The organism is Amycolatopsis sp. NPDC114504, from assembly GCF_055633595.1.
Window position 1 is genome coordinate 1,163,795 of record NZ_JBVKDU010000001.1, and the last position, 24,129, is coordinate 1,187,923.

General features: G+C 71.7%; 22 protein-coding genes. 10 read left to right on the top strand and 12 right to left on the bottom strand.

The genetic code is table 11. From position 1 onward, the window contains the following. Positions 1 to 5: 5 nt before the first annotated feature. Complete coding sequence (locus tag ACZ7PG_RS05345; protein WP_470237856.1) at positions 6 to 1,031, bottom strand: NAD(P)H-dependent flavin oxidoreductase; 1,026 nt, start codon at positions 1,029 to 1,031, stop codon at positions 6 to 8. 89 nt (positions 1,032 to 1,120) lie between these two features. Between ACZ7PG_RS05345 and ACZ7PG_RS05350 the strand changes: the two genes are divergently transcribed. The 3 genes from ACZ7PG_RS05350 to ACZ7PG_RS05360 are packed head-to-tail and all read left to right on the top strand — an operon-like array spanning position 1,121 to position 4,548. Beyond that, complete coding sequence (locus ACZ7PG_RS05350; protein ID WP_470237857.1) at positions 1,121 to 2,281, top strand: 2-hydroxyacyl-CoA dehydratase subunit D; 1,161 nt, start codon at positions 1,121 to 1,123, stop codon at positions 2,279 to 2,281. A 33-nt stretch (positions 2,282 to 2,314) separates the two neighbouring features. After that, positions 2,315 to 3,673 (top strand): 2-hydroxyacyl-CoA dehydratase subunit D, encoded by a 1,359-nt coding sequence (locus ACZ7PG_RS05355; protein WP_470237858.1) that lies wholly within the window; start codon positions 2,315 to 2,317, stop codon positions 3,671 to 3,673. Further along, on the top strand, positions 3,670 to 4,548 hold the full coding sequence (locus ACZ7PG_RS05360) for an acyl-CoA dehydratase activase (RefSeq protein WP_470237859.1): 879 nt from the start codon (positions 3,670 to 3,672) through the stop codon (positions 4,546 to 4,548). The genes ACZ7PG_RS05355 and ACZ7PG_RS05360 overlap by 4 nt, the downstream gene beginning before the upstream one ends. On the opposite strand, the gene ACZ7PG_RS05365 is transcribed toward ACZ7PG_RS05360, so the two are convergent. Then, positions 4,534 to 5,193: a TetR/AcrR family transcriptional regulator gene (locus tag ACZ7PG_RS05365; RefSeq protein ID WP_470237860.1), complete on the bottom strand. Its 660-nt coding sequence runs from the start codon at positions 5,191 to 5,193 to the stop codon at positions 4,534 to 4,536. The two genes, ACZ7PG_RS05360 and ACZ7PG_RS05365, sit on opposite strands and share 15 nt — an antisense overlap. Before the next feature lie 123 nt (positions 5,194 to 5,316). Here ACZ7PG_RS05365 and ACZ7PG_RS05370 point away from each other — a divergent pair, with 123 nt between their 5' ends. After that, positions 5,317 to 6,168 (top strand): 3-hydroxybutyryl-CoA dehydrogenase, encoded by an 852-nt coding sequence (locus ACZ7PG_RS05370; RefSeq protein WP_470237861.1) that lies wholly within the window; start codon positions 5,317 to 5,319, stop codon positions 6,166 to 6,168. A gap of 619 nt (positions 6,169 to 6,787) precedes the next feature. On the opposite strand, the gene ACZ7PG_RS05375 is transcribed toward ACZ7PG_RS05370, so the two are convergent. The 5 genes from ACZ7PG_RS05375 to ACZ7PG_RS05395 are packed head-to-tail and all read right to left on the bottom strand — an operon-like array spanning position 6,788 to position 11,763. Further along, positions 6,788 to 7,909 carry a glycerate kinase gene (locus tag ACZ7PG_RS05375; protein WP_470237862.1) on the bottom strand — a complete coding sequence of 374 codons (1,122 nt, stop codon included), beginning with the start codon at positions 7,907 to 7,909 and terminating at the stop codon, positions 6,788 to 6,790. Further along, positions 7,906 to 9,690 carry a glyoxylate carboligase gene (gene gcl, locus ACZ7PG_RS05380; protein WP_470237863.1) on the bottom strand — a complete coding sequence of 595 codons (1,785 nt, stop codon included), beginning with the start codon at positions 9,688 to 9,690 and terminating at the stop codon, positions 7,906 to 7,908. The genes ACZ7PG_RS05375 and gcl overlap by 4 nt, the downstream gene beginning before the upstream one ends. Then, positions 9,687 to 10,565 carry an NAD(P)-dependent oxidoreductase gene (locus tag ACZ7PG_RS05385; protein WP_470237864.1) on the bottom strand — a complete coding sequence of 293 codons (879 nt, stop codon included), beginning with the start codon at positions 10,563 to 10,565 and terminating at the stop codon, positions 9,687 to 9,689. The genes gcl and ACZ7PG_RS05385 overlap by 4 nt, the downstream gene beginning before the upstream one ends. Further along, positions 10,562 to 11,380, bottom strand: a complete 819-nt coding sequence (locus tag ACZ7PG_RS05390) for a hydroxypyruvate isomerase family protein (protein WP_470237865.1) — start codon at positions 11,378 to 11,380, stop codon at positions 10,562 to 10,564. The genes ACZ7PG_RS05385 and ACZ7PG_RS05390 overlap by 4 nt, the downstream gene beginning before the upstream one ends. Next, a complete protein-coding gene (locus tag ACZ7PG_RS05395; RefSeq protein WP_470237866.1) occupies positions 11,377 to 11,763 on the bottom strand; it encodes an allophanate hydrolase-related protein in 387 nt (128 codons plus the stop codon). Before ACZ7PG_RS05395 ends, ACZ7PG_RS05390 begins: the two co-directional genes overlap by 4 nt. A 180-nt stretch (positions 11,764 to 11,943) precedes the next feature. Here ACZ7PG_RS05395 and ACZ7PG_RS05400 point away from each other — a divergent pair, with 180 nt between their 5' ends. Next, complete coding sequence (locus tag ACZ7PG_RS05400) at positions 11,944 to 12,075, top strand: hypothetical protein (RefSeq protein ID WP_470237867.1); 132 nt, start codon at positions 11,944 to 11,946, stop codon at positions 12,073 to 12,075. Then, positions 12,072 to 12,887, top strand: coding sequence for a bifunctional allantoicase/(S)-ureidoglycine aminohydrolase (locus ACZ7PG_RS05405; RefSeq protein WP_470237868.1), 816 nt, complete (start codon positions 12,072 to 12,074; stop codon positions 12,885 to 12,887). Before ACZ7PG_RS05400 ends, ACZ7PG_RS05405 begins: the two co-directional genes overlap by 4 nt. 66 nt (positions 12,888 to 12,953) lie before the next feature. On the opposite strand, the gene ACZ7PG_RS05410 is transcribed toward ACZ7PG_RS05405, so the two are convergent. Beyond that, a complete protein-coding gene (locus ACZ7PG_RS05410; protein WP_470237869.1) occupies positions 12,954 to 13,850 on the bottom strand; it encodes an oxidoreductase in 897 nt (298 codons plus the stop codon). 98 nt (positions 13,851 to 13,948) lie between these two features. Here ACZ7PG_RS05410 and ACZ7PG_RS05415 point away from each other — a divergent pair, with 98 nt between their 5' ends. Then, positions 13,949 to 14,515 (top strand): TetR/AcrR family transcriptional regulator, encoded by a 567-nt coding sequence (locus ACZ7PG_RS05415; RefSeq protein WP_470237870.1) that lies wholly within the window; start codon positions 13,949 to 13,951, stop codon positions 14,513 to 14,515. A gap of 135 nt (positions 14,516 to 14,650) precedes the next feature. Here the strand turns inward: ACZ7PG_RS05415 and ACZ7PG_RS05420 are convergent, their stop codons facing one another. From ACZ7PG_RS05420 to ACZ7PG_RS05435, 4 genes are read right to left on the bottom strand one after another with little or no spacing between them, the layout of a single operon-like run. Next, entirely contained in the window at positions 14,651 to 16,600 is a 1,950-nt protein-coding gene (locus ACZ7PG_RS05420; protein ID WP_470237871.1) for a hypothetical protein, read from the bottom strand. Positions 16,601 to 16,639: 39 nt separating this feature from the next. Continuing rightward, positions 16,640 to 17,446, bottom strand: coding sequence for a citryl-CoA lyase (locus ACZ7PG_RS05425; protein ID WP_470237872.1), 807 nt, complete (start codon positions 17,444 to 17,446; stop codon positions 16,640 to 16,642). A gap of 1 nt (position 17,447) precedes the next feature. Beyond that, positions 17,448 to 18,677, bottom strand: coding sequence for a CaiB/BaiF CoA transferase family protein (locus tag ACZ7PG_RS05430; RefSeq protein WP_470237873.1), 1,230 nt, complete (start codon positions 18,675 to 18,677; stop codon positions 17,448 to 17,450). 37 nt (positions 18,678 to 18,714) lie between these two features. After that, positions 18,715 to 19,500: an IclR family transcriptional regulator gene (locus ACZ7PG_RS05435; protein WP_470237874.1), complete on the bottom strand. Its 786-nt coding sequence runs from the start codon at positions 19,498 to 19,500 to the stop codon at positions 18,715 to 18,717. Positions 19,501 to 19,662: 162 nt separating this feature from the next. On the opposite strand from ACZ7PG_RS05435, the gene ACZ7PG_RS05440 reads away from it, so the two are divergent. Genes ACZ7PG_RS05440 through ACZ7PG_RS05450 form a run of 3 tightly spaced genes read left to right on the top strand, consistent with a single transcriptional unit; the run spans position 19,663 to position 24,111 of the window. After that, positions 19,663 to 21,141: an aldehyde dehydrogenase family protein gene (locus ACZ7PG_RS05440; protein WP_470237875.1), complete on the top strand. Its 1,479-nt coding sequence runs from the start codon at positions 19,663 to 19,665 to the stop codon at positions 21,139 to 21,141. Positions 21,142 to 21,176: 35 nt separating this feature from the next. After that, on the top strand, positions 21,177 to 22,922 hold the full coding sequence (locus ACZ7PG_RS05445; protein ID WP_470237876.1) for a thiamine pyrophosphate-binding protein: 1,746 nt from the start codon (positions 21,177 to 21,179) through the stop codon (positions 22,920 to 22,922). A 31-nt stretch (positions 22,923 to 22,953) separates the two neighbouring features. Continuing rightward, positions 22,954 to 24,111: an ABC transporter substrate-binding protein gene (locus ACZ7PG_RS05450; RefSeq protein WP_470237877.1), complete on the top strand. Its 1,158-nt coding sequence runs from the start codon at positions 22,954 to 22,956 to the stop codon at positions 24,109 to 24,111. The last annotated feature ends 18 nt before the right edge of the window (positions 24,112 to 24,129 follow it).

The following is a 24,129-nucleotide window of genomic DNA, read 5'->3' on the forward strand; positions in this document are numbered from 1 at the left end:
CCCTCTTACGCCCGAACCTCGACCCGCGATGCCAACGACCGCAGGATGCCCGCTGCCTCCTCGGCCATCCGGGGCACGAACTCCGCCACCGTCACGAGGTCCGTGATCCCGGCGGCCACCTGGCCGGTCATCACCAGGCTGTCGACCGTGTCGCCCTCGGTCTGGGCTCGCCGCATCGACTCGATCTTCCAGCGGGTCAGCTCGACCGGGTCGGCGTCGATGTGCTCCGCGAGCCGCTCGGACGCCGCGTTGCGGAGGCCTCGGCACGGGCCGTAGACGCCGTCGAACGCCACGTCGTCGCCCTCCCGCGCGTTCAGCAGGGCCTGGAGGTACGCCGGGTGCCAGTCCGAGTTGTCCGTGGTCGTGATGAACCGGGTGCCCATCGCGACGCCGTCGGCTCCGAGCGCCAGCGCGGCGGCCAGGCCGCGGCCATCCCGGGCGCCGCCGGTCAGCAACACGGGGACGTCGACGGCCTCCGTCACGTTCGGCACCAGCACGAACGTGTGCACCGCCTTGCTCGGCGCGTGCCCGCCCATCTCGAACCCCGCCGCGATCACCACGTCGACGCCGGCCTCCGCCGCCTTCACCGCCTGCCGCGTCGAGCCCACCTTGTGCTGGTGGACCAGCCCGGCGTCCTTGATCAGCGCCACGTACTTCCCCGGGAAGCCGGCCGACGTGGTCATCACCCGCAGCCGCCGCGCGACGGCGGAGTCGGCCTCGCGCACTTCGAGCGCCGTACGGATATAGGCGTCAGTGAACGGGAGCACGTTCCCGTCGCTGTCGACTCCGACCGGGATGTTCACCGCGAACGGGCGGTCGGTGAGGGACGCGCACTCCAGGATGTGCTCCCGGAACGTCCGCGCGCCGGCGTCGATGTCCTCGGGCATGCCGGGCATCGAAACCGTGCCCAGCCCGCCGGCTTCCGACACCGCCGCGGCCAGCCTCGGCGTGCGGAACGGCCCGAGCCCCTCCTGGACGATCGGGTGTTCGATGCCCACGAGCCGGGTGTAGCGATTCGCGATCGACTGCATGCGATGGCCCTCCAACAATCTACGGCGATTGTGATCGAGTTACTTCACGCGTAGAGTATCGCTCATCGCCCAGGAGAGGAACCACGCTGATGACCGACGCGGCAGCCATGACCCGACTGGTGGCGGCGGCTCGCGACCCACGCGCCTACGTCGCGCGCTGGCGGTCCGAGCACCCCGGCGCGAAGGTGCTGGGCGTCCTGCCGATGAACTTCCCCCGCGAGCTGGGACACGCCGCCGGCGCGCTGCCGGTGATCGTCCCGGACGACCAGCAGCCGATCACCGAAGGCCGCGCGCTGCTCGCGGAGTTCTACTGCGGCTACACCCGCAACCTGGCCGACCAGGCGGCGACCGGCCGGCTCGACCTCTACGACGGGATCTTCACCGCGGACCACTGCGTCCAGCTGATCGGCTCCGCCGACATCGTGCGCACGCTCGAACCGGACAAGACCGTGTTCCTGGGCATGCTGAACTCGTCCATGAACGACCCGTGGGCGGCGGAGAAGGTCGACGGCACGATGCAGCGGATCCGGTCGGAAATCGAGTCCTTCACCGGAAACCCGGTCGAACCCGAAGCGCTCCGGGCGAGCATCCAGGCGTACAACCGCGACCGCCGGCTCATCCGGCGGCTGCTCGACGAGCGCAGCGCCGGGAACGCCGCCTTCGGTCCGGTCGAGCTCCAGGACATCATCGCCTCGAGCATGGTCATGGACCCCGCCGAGCACCACGCCCTCCTCGCCGAGGCCGTGGCGGAACCCCGTGCGGCCGACCGGGACGACCGCGTGCGGGTGCACCTTTCAGGACACCTGTGCCACGCGCCGCGGCGTGAGCTGCTCGAGCTGATCGAGGACAGCGGCGCCCTCGTCGTCGACGACGACCTCTACTACGGCAGGCGCTACGTCTCCACGGACATCGCCGAGGACGTGGATCCCGTGCGGGCCTTGGGCGAGTGGTACGCGCGGCGCAACGTGACCATCCCCTGCCCGACCCGCGTCCAGCAGGACGTCGACTGGGACGCCTACCTCGTCGACGCGGTGCGCCACAACGGCGCCGAGGTCGTCATCCACCTGATGCCCAAGTTCTGCGAACCGCACATGCTCTACTACCCCGAACTCCGCAAGAGCCTCGAAGCCGCGAACATTCCCCAGCTCCAGCTGGAAACCGAGCACGAGGGCATGCCGCTGGAGACCTTCCGGACCCGCGTCGAAGCCGTGGTCGAGCGCGCCCGCCGGCGCCGGCCCGTCCGGGTCTGAGCCCCACCCCATTCCCCAGGAGGACGAAGACGCATGACCGCAACCGTCGAGGACAAGAGCAACCGGCTGGGTGTCACCCGCCGGGGTGGCCAGATGATCACCGACTACTGGGAGGACCTCTTCACGGCGCGGGAGCAGGGAAAGCAGATCGTCTGGTACAACGGCGGCGCGCTCAACCCGATCTTCCAGGCCGCCGGCCTCGCGTGGTGCCACGGTGAGGCGTTCGCGGCCCGGCTGGCCGCACAACGGCTGGAAGGCCCGGCCCAGCTGGCCGGCGCCGAATACGGCTACAACTCGGAACTTTGCTCGTACTCGCGGACGCACCTCGGGTGCTCGGTGCTCACCTTGCAGGGCACGGAAGGCGACCAGACCGGTGTCGTCGGCGCCCACGACCAGGAGGTGCTCGCCGCCAAGCTGCCGGCGCCGGACTTCTTCGTCAACAACTACGCCGGCTGCAGCACCGGACAGCAGTGGGACGGCATCTCCTACCGCGTCTTCGGCAAGGAACTGCCGATCTTCAACATCTCCCACCCGTACCTCTGGGGCAACCAGCCCGACGCCGGCTACCTGCGGGGCGAGGAATGGGAGAACGCGTCGACGTTCGTCACCGACCAGCTGCGCGAGCTGATCGGCTTCCTCGAGCACCAGACCGGCCGGCCGTTCGACTACGACGCGCTGTCGGAAAGCATGACCCACATCAAGCGCGCGGCCGAGCTGCGCCGGGAAGGGCTGGACCTGTGCAAGGCCACCCCCGCGCCGGCGACGTTCTGGGACTGGATCGCCAGCGTCGCGCCGATCAACTTCCTGCCCGGTAACCAGGACCTGGTGGACTACTTCGCGGCCGTGCGCGACGAGATCCAGGACCGCGTCGACAACGGCGTCTCCGCGGTGAAGGACGAGAAGTACCGCCTGTACTTCGACGGCATCATGAACTGGAACAAACTCGGCTTCCTGTCCCGGAAGTTCGCCGAGTACGGCGCTTCGGTGCTGGCCGGGCGCTACATCCAGAACGCCTTCTGGCAGGAGCCGCACCTCATCGACACCGACGACCCGTTGCGCGGCATGGCGCAGCACTACCTGCTGTGCCCGACGAACCACGGCGCGAAGACCCTGGACTACCTGACCCTGCGCGACTGCCGCGACTACGGCCTCGACGGGATCGTGTTCCACTCGACGCGCACCTGCCGTGCCTTCACCGGGCCGCAGCGGCTGCTGGCCAAGTCCGCGCGGGACAAGCTGGGCATCCCCTCGATCTTCTTCGAGGGCGACGTCGCGGACGCGTCGTTCTACAAGGACGGCGTGCTGGAGAGCCGGCTGGTGGCCATGCTGGAGGCGATCGACGTCCGCCGCGAGCGTGGTGCGCTGCCGGAGGACTACTCGGCCGTCTCATGAGTCACTACCTGGGCGTCGACCTCGGGTCGACCACCGCCAAGGCCGTCGTCGTGGACGACCGCGGCTCCCTCATGGGCCAGAGTGTCGTCCAGATGGGCGCGGTGAGCCGGCAGGGGATGCAGCGGGCGATCGACGCGGCGCTCGCGGCGGCGGGCAGCTCGGAACACGACGTCGCGGCCACGGTGTCGACCGGGTACGGGCGCAAGCTCGTCCCCGGCGCGCACCGGACGTTCACCGAGATCACGTGCCACGCCCGCGGCGCCGCGGCGATGTGCCCGGGCGTCCGGCTGATCATCGACATCGGCGGCCAGGACAGCAAGGCGATCACCGTCGACGGCGAGGGGCTGGTGGACGACTTCGCGATGAACGACCGCTGCGCCAGCGGCACCGGCCGGTTCTACGAGGTGCTCGCGCGCGCCGTCGAGTGCGGCATCGAGGATCTGGGCGAGCTCGCGCTGACCGGCCGCGACGACCTCGAGGTCAGCAGCATGTGCGCCACGTTCGCCGAAACGGAGATCATCTCGATGCTCGCGGAAGGGCGGTCGACGGCGGACATCGCGGCCTCGGTGCACCGTGCGATCGCGGGTCGCACGCTGGCCCTCGTGGCGCAGGTGGGCCGGCACGCGCCGGTCGTGATGACCGGGGGCGTGGCCCGGAACAAGGCGGCCGTGCGCTTCCTCGAGCGGGCCCTCGACCTCGAGGTCGGGGTGCCGGACCGGCCGCAGATCACCGGTGCCTACGGCGCGGCCCTGCTCGCGATGGAGTCGAAACCGTCGGAGCCCGACGCCGGCCCGAAGGGAGGCCCGCATTCCTGCGCCGGCTGCGACGGCGGACCCGTCCACCTCGGCACGCCGGTCGCGCTACGCCGGCGATAGCCCGCCGAGCAGGCGGTTCAGCTCGGGCAGCAGGGTGGTGAGGTCCTTCTTCGTCCGGAAGACCACAATGGACTCTTCGGCGCCGTCGCCGTCCCGGGTGAAGAGGGTGACCGTCGTGGCCATAGCGGCGTCGAACTCCCGCTCCGGGTCGTCCGCCTGCCCACGCAGCCAGCGCCGCAGGACGTGGTTGTGCGCCGTCACCACCGCACCGGCCATGAGTTCGGCACGCAACGCCGTGTCGCCGCCGCCGCCCATCCAGCGGTGCAGGAAGACGCGGAACATCCGTTGGTACTGCTGCACTCCCGCGATCTCGCGGTCGCGCAGGGCCGGGACACTGCGGGTCAGGCGGTAGCGGGTCAGCGCCCGCTCCCCCTCGGCCAGGTAGTGCCGCAGCACGAGCCGGGCCGCCTCGGTCACCGCGATCAGCGCCGTGCGGTCGGTCGAGCCGCGCAGGCGTTCCTCGATGGCGCGCAGCAGGACCTCGTGGTCCGGGAAGATCACGTCTTCCTTCGTCCGGAAGGCGCGGAAGAACGTCGTGCGGCCGACGCCGGCGCGCTCGGTGATGTCGTCGACCGTGGTCCGGTCGTAGCCGCGTTCGGCGAACAACGCGAACGCCGCCTCGGTCAGGCGGTCCTTGGCCGACATCCGCTCCTCCTCGCTGCCAGGGCCCAGCGTAGGGCGTGGCGGTCGTCATAGCCGCGAGCCTTCAGCTACCGGTCGGTACTGAGTACCGTCCGAATGATACCGAGTACCGGAGAGGTGGCGGCGATGGAACGCGTGGGCGTGGTCGGATGCGGGCAGATGGGGGCCGGGATCGCCGAGGTGTGCGCCCGGGCCGGCCTCGACGTCGTGGTCGTCGAATCGAACCCGGCGGCCGCCGACGCCGGGCGGCGCCGGCTGGAAACCTCGCTGACCCGCGCCGAGGCGAAGGGCAAGATCCCGGACGCCGCCGAGGTCCTGCGCCGCATCCGGGTCACCGAAGCGCTGGACGACCTGGCCGACCGCACCTTCGTCGTCGAAGCGATCGTCGAGGACGAAGCGGTCAAGACGGAGCTGTTCGGCCAGCTCGACAAGATTGTGTCCGCGCCGGACGCGATCCTGGCGTCCAACACCTCGTCGATCCCGATCATGAAGCTGGGCACCGCGACGCAGCGCCCGGCCCAGGTCATCGGCGTGCACTTCTTCAACCCGGTGCCGGTGCTCCCGCTGGTGGAGCTGGTGCCCAGCCTCCTGACCGCGGCGGCGACCGTCGAGCGCGCCCGGACGTTCGCGCAGGACGCCCTCGGCAAGCACCCGATCCGCTGCCAGGACCGCGCGGGGTTCGTGGTCAACGCGCTGCTGATCCCGTTCATCCTCGCCGCGATCCGCATGCTCGAATCCGGTTTCGCCACCCGCGAAGCGATCGACGAAGGCCTGGTCCGCGGCGCCGCCCATCCTCAGGGCCCGCTCGCCCTGGCCGACCTGATCGGCCTCGACACGACCAAGGCAGTCGCCGAATCGCTGTACGAAGAGTTCAAGGAGCCGCTCTACGCACCCCCGCCGCTGCTCGCGCGCATGGTCGACGCGGGCTTGTACGGCCGCAAGAGCGGCCGCGGCTTCTACACGTACGACCGGCCGTGACGATCTCGGCCACCGAGTGCCGGTGCTTGTGCGCACCGGCCGGCCACCAGCACCAGATCTGCACGGGATCCGCCCACCCGGGCAAGACGGTCCGGCTACCGGGCACCCCGGCGGACACGTTCGTACCGGCATGCGCACCGTGCTTCGCGGCGATGGCCGCCCGGCGGGGTTTCAGGCACTTCGCGCGGAGCCGCGGTGTGCCGCGCGTGCCTCCGCAGCCGGAGAGCGCGCCTCGGCAGCTCGGGGTGCGCGACTGGGACAACGCCGCACCCGGCCGGCGCTCCGCCCGCTGGCCGGGCTCCACTGGTGCGCCGGGCTAGAGTCTCGCGCGGCGAAGGGATCGACGCCCTCCCGCGGCCACGTGCACTGACCCCCGGCCGACCCGCGCACCGGCGCGGCGCAGCAACGCGGCCACGTGGGCTGAAGAGCCCTTCAGTCCAGCCCATTCACCGGTGCCCCCGACCGATCCGCACACCGACCCGGCGCAACAACCCGGCCCCGCGCGCGTTCATGGCCCCCTCAACCCAACACACGCACCAGTGCCCCCGGCCGATCCGCGCGCTAGTCCGACACAACCACCCGGCCACGCGGACCGACGAGCCCCCTCAACCCAGCCCACTCACCGATGCCCCCGGCCAATCCGCGCACCGGTCCGACGCAGCAACGCAGCCGCGTTGGTCAGCGCGTCCTCGCGATCCGCGGCCAGCTCGACAAGCGCATACACAGCAGCGAAACCAGCCGACCGCCACTCGTCTTCGGTCAGCAGGCACTCGCCCGTCACCGCGACCACCGGCACTCCCGCCGCCGCCGCGACGGCCGCCGGAGCCTTGCCATGCAACGTCTGCCTATCGAGCCGGCCCTCACCCGTCACCACCAACCGGGCCCCCTCGAGAGCCGCGGGAAACCCCGTCAACGTCAACACCGCGTCCGCCCCAGAGCGGCGAGTCGCGCCGAGCACGGCGCCGAGTCCGCAGGCCGCACCGCCCGCCGCACCGGCTCCCGGCCACGCCGCGATGGTGGCGGGATCCTGGCCGGTCGCCCGGCCCAGGACCGCGGCCCAGCGCGCCAGCGCGGCGTCGAGCTCCCGGACCTGGCCGGGATCCGCGCCCTTCTGCGGCCCGTACACCGCGGCCGCACCCTCCGGCCCGAGCAACGGATTGTCGACGTCGCAAGCGAAAGAGAACCGAGCCCGGCGCGCCAGCGGATGGAGTCCGTCGAGATCCACCCACTCGGCGCGGGCCAGCGCGCCGCCACCGGGCGGCAGGTCACGGCCGTGCGCGTCGAGGACCCGGGCGCCGAGGGCCCGCAGGATCCCCGCGCCGCCGTCTGTCGTGGCGCTCCCGCCCAGACCGATGACGATCTCGCCCGCGCCGCGCTCCAGCGCGTGGACGAGCAGGGTGCCCAGGCCCTCGGTCCCGGCGTCGAGCGGCGCGAACTCGCCGCCGGGGAGGACGGCCAGGCCCGCCGTCGTCGCCAGCTCGAACAGCGCCGTGCCCTCGCTGCGGGCGTACGGGGCCACCAGCGGTGCCCCCGTCGGCCCGGTCGTCGCGACGCGGACCTCCGACCAGCCGGCGGCGACGGCGGCCGCGACCGTGCCGTCACCGCCGTCCGCGACCGGGCACCGCCGGACCTCTTGGGCCGGATCGGCGTCGGCGATGCCCTCGGCGAGCGCGTTCGCCACGCCCGCCGCGTCCAGTGAACCCTTGAACTTGTCCGGAGCCAGGAGGATGTGCCCGGTCACCGCGACCCGACCGCGGTCGGCGCGTCTTCCGGGGTGGTGGCCAGGTCCTCGAACTCGGTGACCGCGTCGATGTCCGCCGCGCCCATGGCGATGTTGGTGACGCGTTCGAGGACGACCTCGACGACCGCGGGCACCTTGTGCTCACGGGCGAGCCGCCAGGCTTCGCGCAGCGCCGCTTCGAGCAGCTCCGGGTCGGTGACCCGCAGGCCGACGCACCCGAGGCCTTCGGCGACCCGGATGTGGTCGACGCCGTAGCCCTTCGGCAGGGCGGGGCCGTCGTCGGTGGCGTTGATGTTGTCGAAGCCCAGCTGGACGCAGTAGTCCATGTCGAAGTTCCGCTGCGCCTGCCGGATCAGGCCGAGGTAGGAGTTGTTGACGACGACGTGCACGTACGGCAGCCCGAACTGCGCCCCGACGGCCAGCTCCTCGAGCATGAACTGGAAGTCGTAGTCGCCGGACAGCGCCACCACCGGAGTCTCCGGGTCGGCGGCGACGGCGCCGAGCGCGGCCGGGACCGTCCAGCCGAGCGGCCCCGCCTGGCCGGCGTTGATCCAGTGCCGCGGCCGGTAGACGTGCAGGAACTGGGCGGCCGCGATCTGGGACAGGCCGATCGTCGAGACGTACCGGGTCTCCGGGCCGAACACCCGGTTCATCTCCTCGTACACCCGCTGCGGCTTGATCGGGACCTCGGTGAAGTGGGTGCGCCGCAACAGGGTCGCCTTGCGCGCGCGGCACTGCTCGGCCCACTCCGAGTAGTCCGGCAGGGTTCCCGCGCGGCGGCGGGCCTCGTCGAGCAGCGCCCGCAGCGCGGCCCCCGCGTCGGAGACGACGCCGTAGTCCGGGGCGAACACCCGGCCGATCTGGGTCGGCTCGATGTCGACGTGCACGAACCGCCGTCCGCGCCGGTAGGTGTCGAGGCCGCCGGTGTGCCGGTTGGCCCACCGGTTCCCGATGCCGAGCACGAAGTCGGACTCCAGGAACGTCGCGTTGCCGTACCGGTGCGACGTCTGGAGCCCGACCATCCCCGCCGACAGCGGGTGGTCGTCCGGGATCGTGCCCCAGCCCATCAGCGTCGGGACCACGGGCACGCCCAGCAGCTCGGCCAGTTCGACCAGCTCGGCGGAGGCGTCGGCGTTGATGATCCCGCCGCCGGCGACGATCAGCGGCCGTTCGCTCTCGGTGAGCAGGTCGAGGATCTTCGCGGCCTGCGCGGCGGTCGCCGCCGGTCGGTGCACCGGCAGCGGGGTGTAGGTGTCCGGGTCGAACTCGATCTCGGTCTGCTGGACGTCGATCGGCAGGTCGATCAGCACCGGCCCGGGCCGGCCGGACCGCATCAGGTGGAACGCCTGCGCGAAGGCGCCCGGCACCTGCGCGGCCTCCAGCACCGTCATGGCCATCTTCGTGAGCGGCGCGGCGATCGACGTGATGTCGACGGCCTGGAAGTCCTCCTTGTGCAGCCGCGCGACCGGCGCCTGCCCGGTGATCGCCAGGATCGGGATCGAGTCCGCCGCCGCGGAGTACAGGCCGGTGATCATGTCGGTGCCGGCGGGCCCGGACGTCCCGATGCAGACGCCGATGTTGCCCGGCGCGGAGCGGGTGTAGCCCTCGGCCATGTGCGACGCACCTTCGACGTGCCGGGCCAGCACGTGGGAGATCCCGCCGTGGGCGCGCAACGCCGAGTAGAACGGGTTGATCGCGGCGCCCGGGACGCCGAATGCCTGCGTCACGCCTTCGATCTCGAGAATCCGCACGGCCGCGTCGACGGCCCTCATCCTGGTCACGAGGCACTCCTTGGGTTCGCGATGGTCTGGAACAGCGCCGAATGGTCGAGCCCGCCGAGCCCGGCGTCGCGGGTCTCGGCCACCAGCCGTGCCACCCGCTCCCCGACCGGGAGGGCCACTCCGGCTTCGCGCGCGGCGGTCGTCACGATGCCCATGTCCTTGTGGTGCAGGTCGATCCGGAACCCGGGCGTGAATTCGCGGTCGAGCATCTTCGCCGCTTTCTGGTTCAGCACAGCGGATCCGGCGAGCCCGCCGCCGAGCACCTCGACGGCGGCCGGCAGGTCGGCGCCGTGCGCTTCGAGGAAGACGAGCGCCTCGGCCAGCAGCGCGAGGTGGCCGGCAACGATCAGCTGGTTGGCGGCCTTGACGGTCTGCCCGGCCCCGGCCGGTCCGACGTGCACGACGGTCTTCCCGATGACGTCGAGCAGCGGGTGGGCGGCCACGAAGTCGTCCTTGGCGCCCCCGGTCATGATCGACAGCGTCGCGTTCTCGGCGCCGGCCTGACCGCCGGAGACCGGGGCGTCGATCAGGTGCAGGCCCCGCTCTTCCGCCCGCGCGGCCAGGTCCGCGGCGACGTCCGGGCGGATGGTCGAGAAGTCGATGATCAAGGTGCCCGGCGCGGCCGTGGCGAACACGCCGCCGTCGCCGGTCAGCACCTCGGTCACGTCGGGAGAGTCCGGCAGCATCAGCGCGACGACGTCCGCGTCGCGCACGGCCTCCGCGACCGACTTCGCGGCCCGGCCGCCGGCCGTGACCAGCGGCGCGGCCTTCTCCGGCGTGCGGTTGTACCCGGTGACGTCGTGGCCGGCGGCGGCGAAGTGGCAGGCCATCGGGCTGCCCATGATGCCGAGCCCGATGAAGGCGATCCTGGTCATGAGGCACCTTCTTCAAGGGGTCGGGCGAGCCAGCCGAACGGGTCGGCGGTCGCGGGCTTGTACTCCAGGCCGATCCGGCCGCGGTAGCCGGTGGCGGCGATCCGGTCGAGCAGCGCGGCGATCGGGAGGGTCCCGGTGCCGGGCTCGCCCCGGCCGGGCGCGTCGGCGATCTGCAGGTGCCCGATCCGGCCGGCGAAGCGGTCGATCGCGGTCGCGGGATCGTCGCCGTTGACGGCCAGGTGGTAAACGTCCAGGAGCAGGCGCACGTGTTCGGAACCGGCCTTGTCCAAGATCGCGACGGCGTCGGCGGCGGTGCGCACCGGGTAGGCGTCGATGCCGCTGACCGGTTCCAGGAGCGCGACGGCGCCGATCTTGGCGGCGGCCGTGCCGGCGAGCACGAGGTTCGCGAGCGCCAGCTCGTCCTGCTCTGCCGGGTCGAGACCGTCGCGGCGGTTGCCGTAGAGCGCGTTGAACCCGGTGGTGCCGAGCCGTTCGCCGATCCCGACGGCGACCTCGACGTTGTCGGCGAACTCCGCGGACCGGGCGGGGTCGGAGAGGATGCCGCGCTCGCCGGCGGGCATGTCGCCGGCGGCGAAGTTGAGGCCCGTCAACGTGACCCCGGCGTCGGACACCGCGGCGACGAACGCGTCGACGTCGCGGTCGGCGGGCACGGACCGCTCGAACGGCCACCAGAACTCGACGGCGTCGAACCCGGCGGCGGCCGCGGCGGCCGGCCGCCGGAGCAGCGGCACGCCGGGGAAGAGGATCGAGCAGTTCGCCGTCGTGGGCAAGGGAAGCGTGAGCGGTGTGGTCACGGGGTCTCCTCGGCGAGGGCGCGGTAGGCGCGCCAGCCGCCGTGCTCGGTGACGTCGGTCAGCTCGCGCGCCGGTACGCCCGGCCGCAGCCCGACGGCGAGCACGTCACGGCCGTCGGCCAGCTCGATGACGGTCAGCTCCAGCTCCGGCGGCTCGCTCGGCAGGAAGTCGGTGCGGATCGCCGAGAGCGGGACGTCGTAGATCTCGCCGGCCAGCGGCACGCCGGCGGACGGGTCGTCCGCGAGCGCCGGGAACTCGTCGCGGACCGAGTACATCCGGTAGCGCGGCGCGGTCCGGACCTCGCCGAGGAACGGGTGCGCGGACACGGTGTGGTGCAGCCGGCCGCCACGCATCGCGTCACCGGAACAGAACAGCGCGGTCACTACGACCTCCAGATTTCGTATCGCGGAAGATTGTTTCCACTATGCGATACAGATCGCAGCATGCTCAACGTCGGGTGTCAAGGGGACGCGGGCTGTTGACAGCGACGACGCAGGTACCTAGCTTGGAGTCACAAAGCGGAATAACTTTTCCATGATGCGAAACCTCGGAGAGGAGTTCGGATGCCGGGCCTCCCGGTGGTGGTGACCGGCATCGCCAAGGCGCCGCACAGCGTCGGAGTCCGGACGATCCTGGCGCCGGACCAGCCGGCGGACGCGGTGGAGCCGGCCGAACCCGTGGAGGTGGCACGATGACCTACTACTCCCCCGGCGGCGGCCTGGCGCCGCAGACGGCGCTGACGACCGACCGCGCGATGTTCCGCGAGGCGTACGCGGTGATTCCCCGCAGCACCAACGCGGACATCGTGACGAGCTTCCTGCCGTTCTGGACCGGCACCCGGCTCTGGGTCCTCGCCCGGCCCCTGTCCGGGTTCGCGGAAACCTTTTCCCAGTACCTGATGGAGGTGTCCCCCGGCGGCGGCAGCGACCAGCCGGAGGGCGACCCGGAAGCCGAGGCGGTCCTGTTCGTCACCGCGGGCCGGCTCGACCTCGGCCTGGCCGGCGAGAACCACGTGCTGGCGCCGGGCGGGTACGCCTACCTCCCGCCGGGCGCGGCGTGGACCGTCCACAACACCGGACCCGAGCGCGCGGTGTTCCACTGGATCCGCAAGAAGTACCAGCGCGTCGCGGGTCTCGAGCTCCCCGAGGCGTTCGTGACGAACGAGCGCGAGGTGACGGCGGGCTCCATGCCGGGCACCGACGGACGCTGGCGGACCACCCGTTTCGTCGACCCGGCGGACACCCGCCACGACATGCACGTGAACATCGTGACGTTCGAACCGGGCACGGCGATCCCGTTCAGCGAGACCCACGTGATGGAGCACGGCCTGTATGTGTTGGAGGGCAAGGCCGTCTACCGCCTCAACGAGGACTGGGTGGAGGTCCAGGAGGGCGACTTCATGTGGCTGCGCGCGTTCTGCCCCCAGGCGTGTTACGCGGGCGGCCCGGGGCTGTTCCGGTACCTGCTGTACAAGGACGTCAACCGGCACATGAGCCTGTCCCTCTGACGGGCTCCAGCTCGCTCTCGCCACCCGCGGCCCGCCGGCGCGAGCCGGTAGCGGGCGAAAGTCCTTTCAGCGGAACGCGTAGGTGACGTGGGTCAGCTCTTCGGACAGCTCCCACAACCGACGCCCGACGGAGGGATCGGTTGCGGCGGCGGGCATTTCGGCGACATGCGGAGCGCCACGCAGCTCGGCGCGGCCCTCCGGCACGACGAAGTCGCCCGGCTTGATGCCGGGGTTCGTCGCGGCGTAGAGGGACGGGCGGGCCGCGTCGGCCGGGCTCTGGCCCACGAACCGTTCGAGCACCGCGGACGCGATCACCTGCATGTACTTCGGCAGGTGCTGCTGGAGCCCGGTGTTGCTCGTGCCCGGATGCACGGCGACCGCGGTGACTCCGGTGCCGCTCGCCCGCCGGGCCAGCTCCAGCGTGAAGACGACGTTCGCCAGCTTCGACTTCGTGTACGCGGCCATCCCCGAGTAGGACGCCTTGCTCAGCGGGTCTTCCAGCGTCGCGTTCTTGGTGCGCGCGACCTTCGCGCTGACCGTCACGACCCGGGCCGCGGGCGCGGCGAGCAGGGCCGGCAGCAGGCGTCCGGTGAGGGCGAAGTGCCCGAGGTGGTTGGTGCCGAACGTCAGCTCGAACCCGTCGGCGGTCTCCCGGCGCTCCGGCACGGCCATGACGCCCGCGTTGGCGATCAGCAGGTCCAGCGGTTGCCCGGCGGCGAGGACTTCGGAGGCGGCGCTGTCGATCGACGTCAGCGAGGCGAGGTCGAGCACCAGCCCGTCCACCTTGGCGGCGCCGGCGGCCTCGCGGACCGCCGCGACGGCCTGGTCGACCTTCGCCGCCCCGCGTCCGGCGATGACCACGTCGGCACCGGCCCTGGCCAGCGCCAACGCCGTTTCGAGCCCGATACCACCGGTCCCACCGGTGACCAGCGCGCGTTTGCCGACTAGCGGAGGGACGACCATCTCGACTCCTAAATGAACGTTCATTCAACTCGACGTCGTCAGGTAAGCACGGCGCGGCTCCAGTTGTCAAATGAACGTTCATTCAATAGGTTTGGCGCATGGCACCACGAGACCCCGAGGCCAAGCGCCGCGCCCTACTGGAGGCCGCGCTGGCCGAGTTCGCCGAGCACGGCATCGCCGGCGCGCGGATCGACCGGCTCGCCGGCCGGGCCGGCTGCAGCGCGGGCCTCGTCTACACCTACTTCGGCAGCAAGGAAGAGCTCTTCACCGCGGTGTTCGACCAGGTCGTCGTCCAGGCGACCGAGCTGGCCCCGATCGCCCCCGACGACCTGCCCGAGTACGCGGGCGCACTTTTCGACGGCCAGACGGCCCACCCGGAGGTGATGCGCCTCGCGACGTGGCACCGCCTGGAACAGCAGGGCGGCCGGCCCCCGATCGAGGCCATCGCGAGGTCGAACCAGACCAAGGTCGATGCGATCCGCCAGGCCCAGGAGGACGGCAGGCTCTCGACCCGCTTCACCGCCCCGGAACTGCTGATGCTCACGATCAACACCGCCTCGATGTGGGCACTGCAAAGCCCGGAGATCAGCGACCTGGGCCCACAGGAGCACGAGGCCAGGCGGGCAACGGTGGTGGAAGCCGTGCGGCGGCTGGTCGAGCCATAGCCGATCGGCAGTGGGCGGCGCAGGTCCCCGGCATCGCGGCAGGGGGCGAAGGGGCGGCATCGCGGCAGCAGCCAACGGTCGGCGGACTCGTCTTGCGGCCGACGGGCATCGCGGCAGTCCTCACCGGCACCATGCTCACGGCCGGAGGATGGGGCGCACCGCGAAAGGCCGGTAGCCGACCAGATCCGGCAGCTCGTAATGGTCGAACCGCCCCGCCGCGACGTGCCAGCGCACCATTCGGGTGCGGGCGCCGCGCTCGTGCTGGAACACCACTGTCGATCGGGTCTCCCAGAATGGGGCCGAAGGGATCGCCGTGCTCAGCTCGCAGCCCTCGGGCAACGGATGCTCCTCCGGTTCCGTCGTGCCGAGGTCGAGCAGCCAGGCCGAATGCGCCGGGTAGTCGTACGCCACGAGCCGCTCGCCGCCGGGGGCCAGCTCGTACGGCCGGTCCGCGGCGATCGGGATTCGGGCGCCCGCCGGGGTGTGGACGAACACTCCCCCGGCGCCGCGTTCCAGGGCCGCTCCGGAAATCGGGTCGATCTGCCAGAGGTCGGGGGCCAGCGGCTCGGGCTCGGTGCCGGGGCGCCAGCGGAACGTGCTTGTGCCGCTTGGTTGGCTCTCGGCGTAGTACAACGCGCCGTCGACCACCGCGAGCGCGTGGCGGGTCAGCCCGTCGGACTCGGGCAAGCTCGTGACCTCGCCCGTCGTGATGTCCAGGAGGTGGGGCCGGTCCCACGACCGGCGCCCGACGTGCAGCTCGAACCCGCCCAGGAACCGCCCGTCCGCGCTACGAACCGGACGCGTCCCCAGGTCGACGGGCAGTGGCTCGGTGGTGCCGTCCCAGCGCACCAGCGTTCCCGGGCCGCCGGACGTCGCCACCGCGATGCCGGCCGGCGTTTCGCAGGCGTGGTACCGGTACTGGTGCGGAACCTGGCCGAGCACGACCGGCCCGTCGAGCCGCCACACCACGACGTCGCCGTTGCCGCCCATCACGCCGGCTCGTGGCGGCGCTCCCTCGAACGTCTCGGGGTTCGCCGTGCGACGCGGGCGGACCGCCGCCACGGGGAGCGCGACCGGTTCCGGTGGACGCCGTGGCAGGGCCACGATTCCGTTCCCGGTTTGCCGGACCAAGCCGGTGGCGACGGCGTGGGCGAGCAAGCCGGGCAGCTCGTCCGGTGCGAGGAGCAGCCGTTCCGCTAGATCGGCGACCGGTGCCGGGTCGCCCCACGCCGCGACGCTGGTGAGGTCCGCGGCGGCCCACGTGTACCGCGCGCGGTCCGCGGCGTCGGTGACCCGCGCCGCGAGCGGGCCGGGCAGGTCGAGCCGTTCGGCCGCGAGCGGCGGACTTTCGACGAGCCGCCAGCCGTCCCCTTCGGACGCGAGAACCCCGGCGGTGACCAGCAACGCCACCGCGTCCCGCTGCGACTCGGGCGGCGCCACGCCCAGTTGCGCGCAGATCGCCGCGTCCGGCGGGTCGCCGCGCAGGGGCTCGTCGAGCCAGGTGTCCGGGCGGGGCGGCCCGTACCCGGCGGCGGTCCAGGCGACGTCCAGCACCGCGAACCCGAGGACCTCCCGCCAGCCGTCGCCCGGCGCGGGCAGCGCCGGCCGGGTCCGCCGCACCCAGCGAGGCAGCCCCGGTTCGGCGGACGGCCAGAACTGCATGAGCCAGACATCGCCCTCTTCGCCGTCGTCCGCGGGACGGCGTGCCACCCGCACCCGGAACAGGCCTCGCCGCCCCAGATCCAGACCCGTGTCGTCCTCGCCGCCGGTGAGGTAGCCCAGCGCGATCCGGCCGGTCCGGCTGTGGAACGGCGACTCGACGACGTCATCCCACTCCTCGACGACGAGGGACGGAAGCACGTCATGAGACTCGAGGCGCACCGCCTGGAACGGGTCGCCGGCGTGGCCGTGCAGCCAGCCGTCCCCGGCCGTCGCGACCGTTCCGGACAACGCGTCGGTCGCGAGCTCGGCGAGCACCGCGTTCTCCAGCGGGTCCGACGCGTCAACGGCGTGACAGTCGCGGACCACGACCGTCCCGTACTCGGGCAAGTACTCGTCGTCTTCGAAAGCCTCCAATAACGTCACGTCGCGACCGTAACGGAGGGCACCGACAAAATCCGTCGATCACGGTCCGGCGGCGAGCACCGTCGGCAGGATCGACGTCGGCATCGGCCCCTTGTTGCGCCGGCCCTGCGTCGTCTCTTCCCAAGCGTGGGCCAGGATTCCGACGCTGCGGCTCAGCACGAACAACCCGCGCGCGAGCGGTGCCGGGAAGCCCAGCTCGGCGTAGATCACCGCGGTGGCGCCGTCGATGTTCATCGGCACCGGCTTGGCGCGTCCCCTGTTCAGCAACGCTTCGACCGCGAGTGCGGCACGCAGGTACCTCCCTTCGACGACCCCGTCGGCGACGGCTTCCTCCACCAGCCCCAGCAACGGGTCGCGACGCGGGTCGCGCGGGTGGAACCGGTGGCCGAAGCCGGGCAGGTAACGGCTGTGCTCCCGGAACTCCGCCACGACGGCCACGGTCGCGACCTCCAGCGAATCGCCGGCCGCCTCACGCTCGACGATCGCCGTCAGCAGTTCCACGCACTGCTGACCGGCGCCGCCGTGGGAGTCGCCCAGCGCGTTCACCCCGGACGCCATCGCGTTGTTGAGACCGACCCCGCACGTCGCGGTCATCCGGGCGATCGCGATCGACGGCGCCTGCGGGCCGTGGTCGACCGACGCGACCATCGCCGCTTCGAGCAGGGCCGCCTCCCGCGGATCGGGGCTGGTTCCCCGCACCATCAACCAGATCGTGGCGACGAAGCCGTGCGAGCCGATCAAGTCCTGCACGGGCGTCCCGCGCAGCTCGACCACGCCGGGTTCCATCCGGCAGATCGCGTTCGCCCACCAGTCCGCGACGTCGGCGGCGGTTGCTTCCTCGGCCATCTCAGTCCTTGTCCACGGGCGCGAGCGACGGTTCCGGCGCCGGCCGGGGAAGCGGCGTTTCGGCGTTCCAGCGGCGGGCCAGCTCGACGGCTTGGTCGTTGTGCTCCCCGAGCAGCGGCGGCCGCGTGCCCGGCCGCAGCGGCTCCCCGTCGAGCAGGACGCCGTTGCCGCTGGCGCGCAACGTGCGCTCGGCCTGGCCGGGGAACGGCAGTTCGGTGAAGAAGCCGCGGTGGGTGAGCTGGTCGGAGTCGAGGGCCTGCGGGACCGTGAGGATCCGGGCCGCCGGGACGCCCGCGTCGGAGAGCAGCCGCTCCCATTCGAGGGCGGGCCGCGCGCCGAGGGCCTGGTTCAGCTCGGCGTCGAGGACCGCCCGGTGTGCCTTGCGATCCTCCCGGTCGGCGAACCGGGAGTCCGTGACGAGGTCGGGCCGCCCCACCAGCGTGCACAGGGTGACGAACTGCTCCTGCCGGTTCGCCGCGATGTTCAGCGGCCCGTCCGCGGCGAAGAACGTGCCCGACGGCGCCGCCGTGGCGTTGTCGCGGCCCATCGGCACCGGCGCGACGCCGCTGATCACGTAGTTCGACACCGCCCAGCCCATGGCCGAAATGGACGCTTCTAGCATCGACAGGTCCAGGAAGCTGCCTTCGCCCGTGCGGTCCCGGCCGACCAGCGCCGCCGAGATGGCGAGGGCGGCCATCAGCCCGCCGACGGTGTCCGAGACCGGGAAACCCACGCGCAGCGGCGCGGTTTCGGGGGTCCCGGTCACGCTCATCATGCCCGACAGGCCCTGGATGATCTGGTCGTAGGCCGGGGCCTGGCTCATCGGTCCACTTTGGCCGAACCCCGAGATGGCGCAGTACACCAGCCCGGAGTTGAGCTCCCGCAAGTGTTTCCAGCCGAAACCGAGGCGGTCGAGCACACCCGCCCGGTAGTTCTCGAGGACGACGTCCGCGCCGCGGACCAGGTCCTGGAACAACTCCCGCTGCCCGGCGTCCTTGAGATCGAGCTCGATCGACTTCTTGCCGGCGTTCTGTGCCAGGAACGACGTCCCGATCCCGGCGCGGTTCAGGACCGCGTCCGGTCCCAGGTTCCGGGCGAGGTCACCCGAACCCGGCAGCTCGACCTTGACCACCTCGGCGCCGAACAGCATGAGCTGGTAGCTGCAGTACGGTCCCGCGAGGACGTTGGTCAGGTCGAGCACCCGGATACCGCGAAGCGGTCTTTGCGTCATTCCCTCTCCTTGCACCAGACGACGAGCGCCGCCGGGGTCAGCCGGCGAACGGATGGTCGAAGCCCCGCTCGCTCATCCGCGAAGCGGACTCGGTGAGGTCGGCGACGAACTCGGCGATCCGGTCTTCGGAGAAGCGGACGGTGGGGCCGCTCAGCGACAACGCGGCGGCGACGGAACCGTTCTTGCCGAGCACGGGAACCGCCACGGCCGACAGTCCGGCCTCGCGTTCGCCGTGACTCACCGCGAACCCCTGTTCGGCCGCTTCGGTCAGTCCTTTTCGGAGGCTTTCCGCATGGTCCGCACCGTAAGGGGAACTGCGTGCGATCCGCTTCAGCAAAGCAGGAGAAGCCTCGCGGAGCAAGACTTTCGACGAAGCGCCACCCCACAGCGGGAGCTCGTCACCCACCCGCACCACGTGCCGCAGCGGCTGCGAACTTTCCTGCTGGGCCACGCAAACCCGGTACATGTCGCGGATGACGTAGAGGTTCACCGTCTCCCGCTGGCGATCCCCGAGCTCGCGCATGAGCTGCTTCATCTCGGCCGGCAGCTCCCAGGTCTGCCGCGCGAGGTGCGCCCACCGCCAGAGTCCCGGCCCCGCCATGTAGCCCTTGCTGGTCGACCACAGCAGGCCGTTCAGCTCCAGCGTCTGCGCCAGCCGGATCGCCGTCGTCTTCGCGAGACCCGTCGCCTTCACGATGTCGGAGATCGTGACGGTGGGCCGTTCGTCGGTCAGCAGCCCGAGGATGTCCAGCGCGCGCTGGACACTCCGCACGCCTCCTTCGCCGGATGAGCCGTCGCGCTCCTCGGCTCCGTCAGCCTTCATCACTGCACACCCTTCGTCGCGTTGCGGGTCCCCGGCCGGTGGACCAGTTCGCAACAGTTTCAGATCCCGCTCTTGCCACCGACAGGCGGCTGACCGTACGTTACACGGAGTCCGCAGAGCGGTCCAGATGTGCCGTTTGATGGTTCACTAGGGAGTGTGGCGGTGCTGGAGCAGATCCTCGAAGCCGCGAAATCCGATACCCCGATCGAGGCCGCCGCGTTCGTCGCCGGCCAGTGGTCCCGCGAGGGTTCACCGGCCGAGCGCATCGGCCCCCACCAGCGAAAAGTCGTCACGACGTCGTTCACCGCGGACGAGGGCCAGGTGGCCCGCGCGGTCGCGTACGCCGCCGCTTCCGCCCCCGCCGTCGCCCGCCTGGCCCCGGCCACCCGCGCGGCGATCCTCGACCGCGCGTCCCGGCTCGCCGGAGACCACCGGGACGGCATCGCCCGGCTGATCGCGCTCGAGCTCGGGAAACCGCTCAAGGACGGCCGGGGCGAGCTCGACCGCGTCGCCGACACCTTCGCCGTCTGCGCCGCCGAAACCCGCCGCATCGGCGGGGAGAACCTGCCGGTCGCGGGCTGGGAACGCGGGGTCGGCAACACCGCGCTGACCTACCGCGCGCCGGCCGGGGTGGCGCTCGCGATCACCCCGTTCAACGCGCCGGCGAACCTGCTCGCGCACAAGCTCGGCGCCTCCTTCGCCGCCGGCAACACCACGCTCGTCAAGGCCCCGCCCCAGGCGCCGGCCACGACCGCCGCCGTCGTCGCTCTCCTGCTGGCAGCGGGCATGCCGCCGGAAGCGGTGCAGCTGCTGCACGGCGGCGGTGACGTCGGCGCCGCCCTGTGCGCGGCCCGCGAGGTCGCGGTCATCAGCTTCACCGGCAGCGCGGAGACCGGGAACGCGGTCGCCCGGGCCGCCGGGGCGAAACGGCTGGTGCTCGAACTCGGCGGCAACGCCGCGACGCTGGTGTGCGCGGACGCCGACCTCGCCCTCGCGGCGCGGACCTGCGCGCGCACCGGCTACAGCAACTCCGGCCAGAGCTGCATCTCCGTGCAGCGGGTCTACGTGCACCGCAGCCGCTTCGAGGACTTCCTCGCCGCCTTCCGCACCGAGGTCGAGGGCCTGCGCGTCGGCGATCCGCTCGACCCGGCCACCGACATCGGCTCGATGGTCGACGAAGAGGCCGCGGCCCGTGTCGAGAAGTGGACCGCGGAGGCGGCGGCCGGTGGCGCGCGGGTGCTGCTGGGCGGCAGCCGGGACGGCGCGACACTGCTGCCCACGATCGTCGCCGACCCCGCGCCGGACGCGACGGTCGTCGTCGAGGAGGTCTTCGGCGCACTGGTCGCCGTGCTGCCCTTCGACGACCTCGACACGGTCATCGCGTCGTGCAACACCAGCCGGTTCGGCCTGCAGGCGGGCCTCTTCACCCGGGACATCGGCACGGTCTTCACCGCCTGGCGGGAGCTGCAGGTCGGCGGCCTGATCGTCAACGGCTCGTCGAACTTCCGGCTGGACCACGTGCCCTTCGGCGGGGTCAAGGACTCCGGCTTCGGCCGCGAGTCCCCCGCTCCCATGATCGACGACTACACCGTCGTCAAGACCCTCGTGCTGCGCGACCTGTCCATCTGGGGCGAGCAGTGACCGAAACCGCCGAGCGACCGAGGAGTTCGACTTCGATGAGCGACCCCGCCCCGACCATCACCGCCGCCGACGCGCTCGTCCGCCAGCTGGAGTCCTACGGCGTCGAGTACGTCTTCGGCCTGTGCGGGCACACGAACATCGCGCTGCTGGACGCGCTGGGCCGCAGCGGCATCGAGTTCGTGATGGCCCGCCACGAGCAGGCCGCGGCCCACGCCGCCGACGGCTACGCCCGGGCGTCGGGCAAGCCCGGCGTGCTGCTGGTGCACGTCGGGCCCGGCATGATGAACGCGGTCACCGGCGTGGCCACCGCGGCGCTGGACTCGGTGCCGCTGATCGCGATCTCCGGCGACATCCCGTCCTACTACCACGGCCGGGGCCCGCACCAGGAAGTCAACCTGCACGCCGACGCCGACCAGACGGCCATCTACCGGCCCTTCGTCAAGCGGGCCTGGCACGTGCACCGCGCCGAAGACCTCGCCCGGTTCACCGAGCGCGCCTTCTGGACCGCGACGTCGGGCCGTCCCGGCGCCGTGCTGCTCAACGTCCCGATGGACCACTTCTCCCGCGAAGTCCCGCTCGCCGAATACCCGCTCGTGGCGCACACGGCGAAGCCGGCGCTGTCCGACGCGGACGCCCGCCGGATCGCGGAGGTCCTGGCCGGCGCCGAACGCCCGCTCGTCTACCTCGGCGGCGGCCTGCGCTCGCCCGAGGGCCGCGCCGCGCTGCTCGACCTGGTCGAGCACCTCGACATCCCGGTGGCGCACTCCCTGATGGCCAAGGGCACCCTGCCCGACCGCCACCCCCTCGTGATGGGCATGACCGGGTTCTGGGGCCTCGAGCTGACCAACGAGTACACCCGCAAGGCCGACGTCGTCCTCGCCCTCGCGACCCGCTTCGCCGAAACCGACGCCAGCTCGTGGAACTCCGAGTACACCTGGGCGTTCCCGCCGGGCCGGCTGATCCAGATCGACCTCGACGCCGCGGAGATCGGCCGCAACTACCCCGTCGAGATCGGCGCGGTCGCCGACGTGAACCACGCCGTGCCGGCCATCGCGGCCGCCGTCAAGAGCCTCGTGGCCGAACCCGTCGAGCGCACCGACATCCGCGAGCAGATCGGCACGGTGCGCTCGGACCTCTTCGCGGCGAGCCAGGAGCGCGGCCGCAGCGACGACTTTCCCCTTCGCCCCGAACGGATCCTGGAGGACCTGCGCACGACGCTCCCCGCGAACGCCGTGCTCGTCACCGACGTCGGCTGGAACAAGAACGGCGTCGCGCAGTGCTACGAACTGCCCGAAGAGGGCCGGTTCATCACGCCCGGGGGCGCGTCGACGATGGGCTTCGGCCCGGCCGCCGCGGTCGGCGTGCAGCTGGCCTGGCCGGACCGCGTCGTCGTCGCGCTCGTCGGCGACGGCGGGATGAGCTCGCAGCTGCCCGCCGTGCCCCTGGCCGTCGAGCGGGGCCTGCCCGTGCTGTTCGTGGTGATGAACAACAAGGCGCACGGCACCATCGCGGACCTGCAGGCCCACAACTTCGGCCGGAGCTTCGGCTGCGAGTTCCGCGACCGCGACGGCAACCCCTCGTCCCCGGACTTCGCGGCTTTCGGCCGGGCCTGCGGCGCCGACGGCTACCCCGTCGACCGCCCGGAGGACCTCGCCGCCGCACTGCGCGAGGCGATCGCGAACCGGCGCCCGGCCGTGCTCGACGTCCCCATGGTCAACGAACCGGTGCCGACCCCGGGGTACTGGAACATCACCGACATCTACCAAGGCGTCTTCGAATGACCCCGCAACCGCACACAATGGAGTGTCCCCGATGAACCGACCCGGAACCAGACGTCTGCTGGCCGCGCTGACCCTGCTCGCCGCGGGAGCCGCGACCGCCTGCAGCGCACCCGGCGGCTCGACGCCGTCCACATCGGACAGCAGCGGCCCGATCAAGATCGCGGTGGTCGACGCGCAGAGCGGCCAGCTCAGCTCGCTGGGCGCGTGGGAGTACAAGGGCGCGAAGCTGGCGGTCGAGCAGTGGAACGCGAAGGGCGGGGTGAACGGCCGCAAGATCCAGCTCGACGTGTTCGACGACGCCGGCGACCCGACGGTCGGCACGAACCTGGCGCGCAAGATCGCCAGCGAGGGCTACATCGCGATGATCGGCACCGCCGAGAGCGCGGTCACCGTGGCGATGGCGCCGGTCCTGCAGCAGGCGAAGATCCCGAGCATCACCTCCGGGCAGTCGCCGTCGATCATCGCGGTCAAGAGCCCGTTCCAGTTCCTCAACGGGCCGACCAGCACGACCTACGACGAGACGCTCGCGAAGTACCTGGTCGACCAGAAGGGCCAGAAGACCATCGCGTTCATCACCAACAACGGCTCCTACGGCAAGGGCGAGCACGACGCGTTCGGCAAGGCGCTGGCCGGGCGCGGGGTCACGCCGGTCGACGACCAGGTCGTCACCACCGACCAGAAGGACTTCAGCGCCGCGCTGACCTCCATCCGGCAGAAGAACCCGCAGGTGCTGTTCGTCGGGACGGAGGAGGTCGAGGCGGGGCTGATCGTCAAGCAGGCGCGTGAGCTCGGCATCACCGCGACGATCGCCGGCGCCGCCCCGATGGGCACGACGGTGTACCTGAGCACGGCCGGCGCGAGCAACGCCGAAGGCACCGTCGTGAGCAGCCCGTACCTGAGCAACGAGAGCAGCGACGCGGCCCGTCAGTTCGCCCAGGCCTACAAGGCCGCGTACAACGAGGACGCGGAGCTGCACGGCGCCAAGAGCTTCGACGGCACCAGCATCTTCCTCACCGCGCTGAAGACGTCGAACGGCGCCACCGGCCAGCAGCTGGCCGACGCCATCCGCGGCACGAAGTACGCCGGGCTGCTCGGGAACTTCACGTTCGACCAGACCGGGGTCGGTATCCACGCCACGTCGATCGGTGTCATCACCGGCGGCAAGCTCATCGCGGCTCCCGCCAGCTGACCCGCCCTCGGGGGGCCG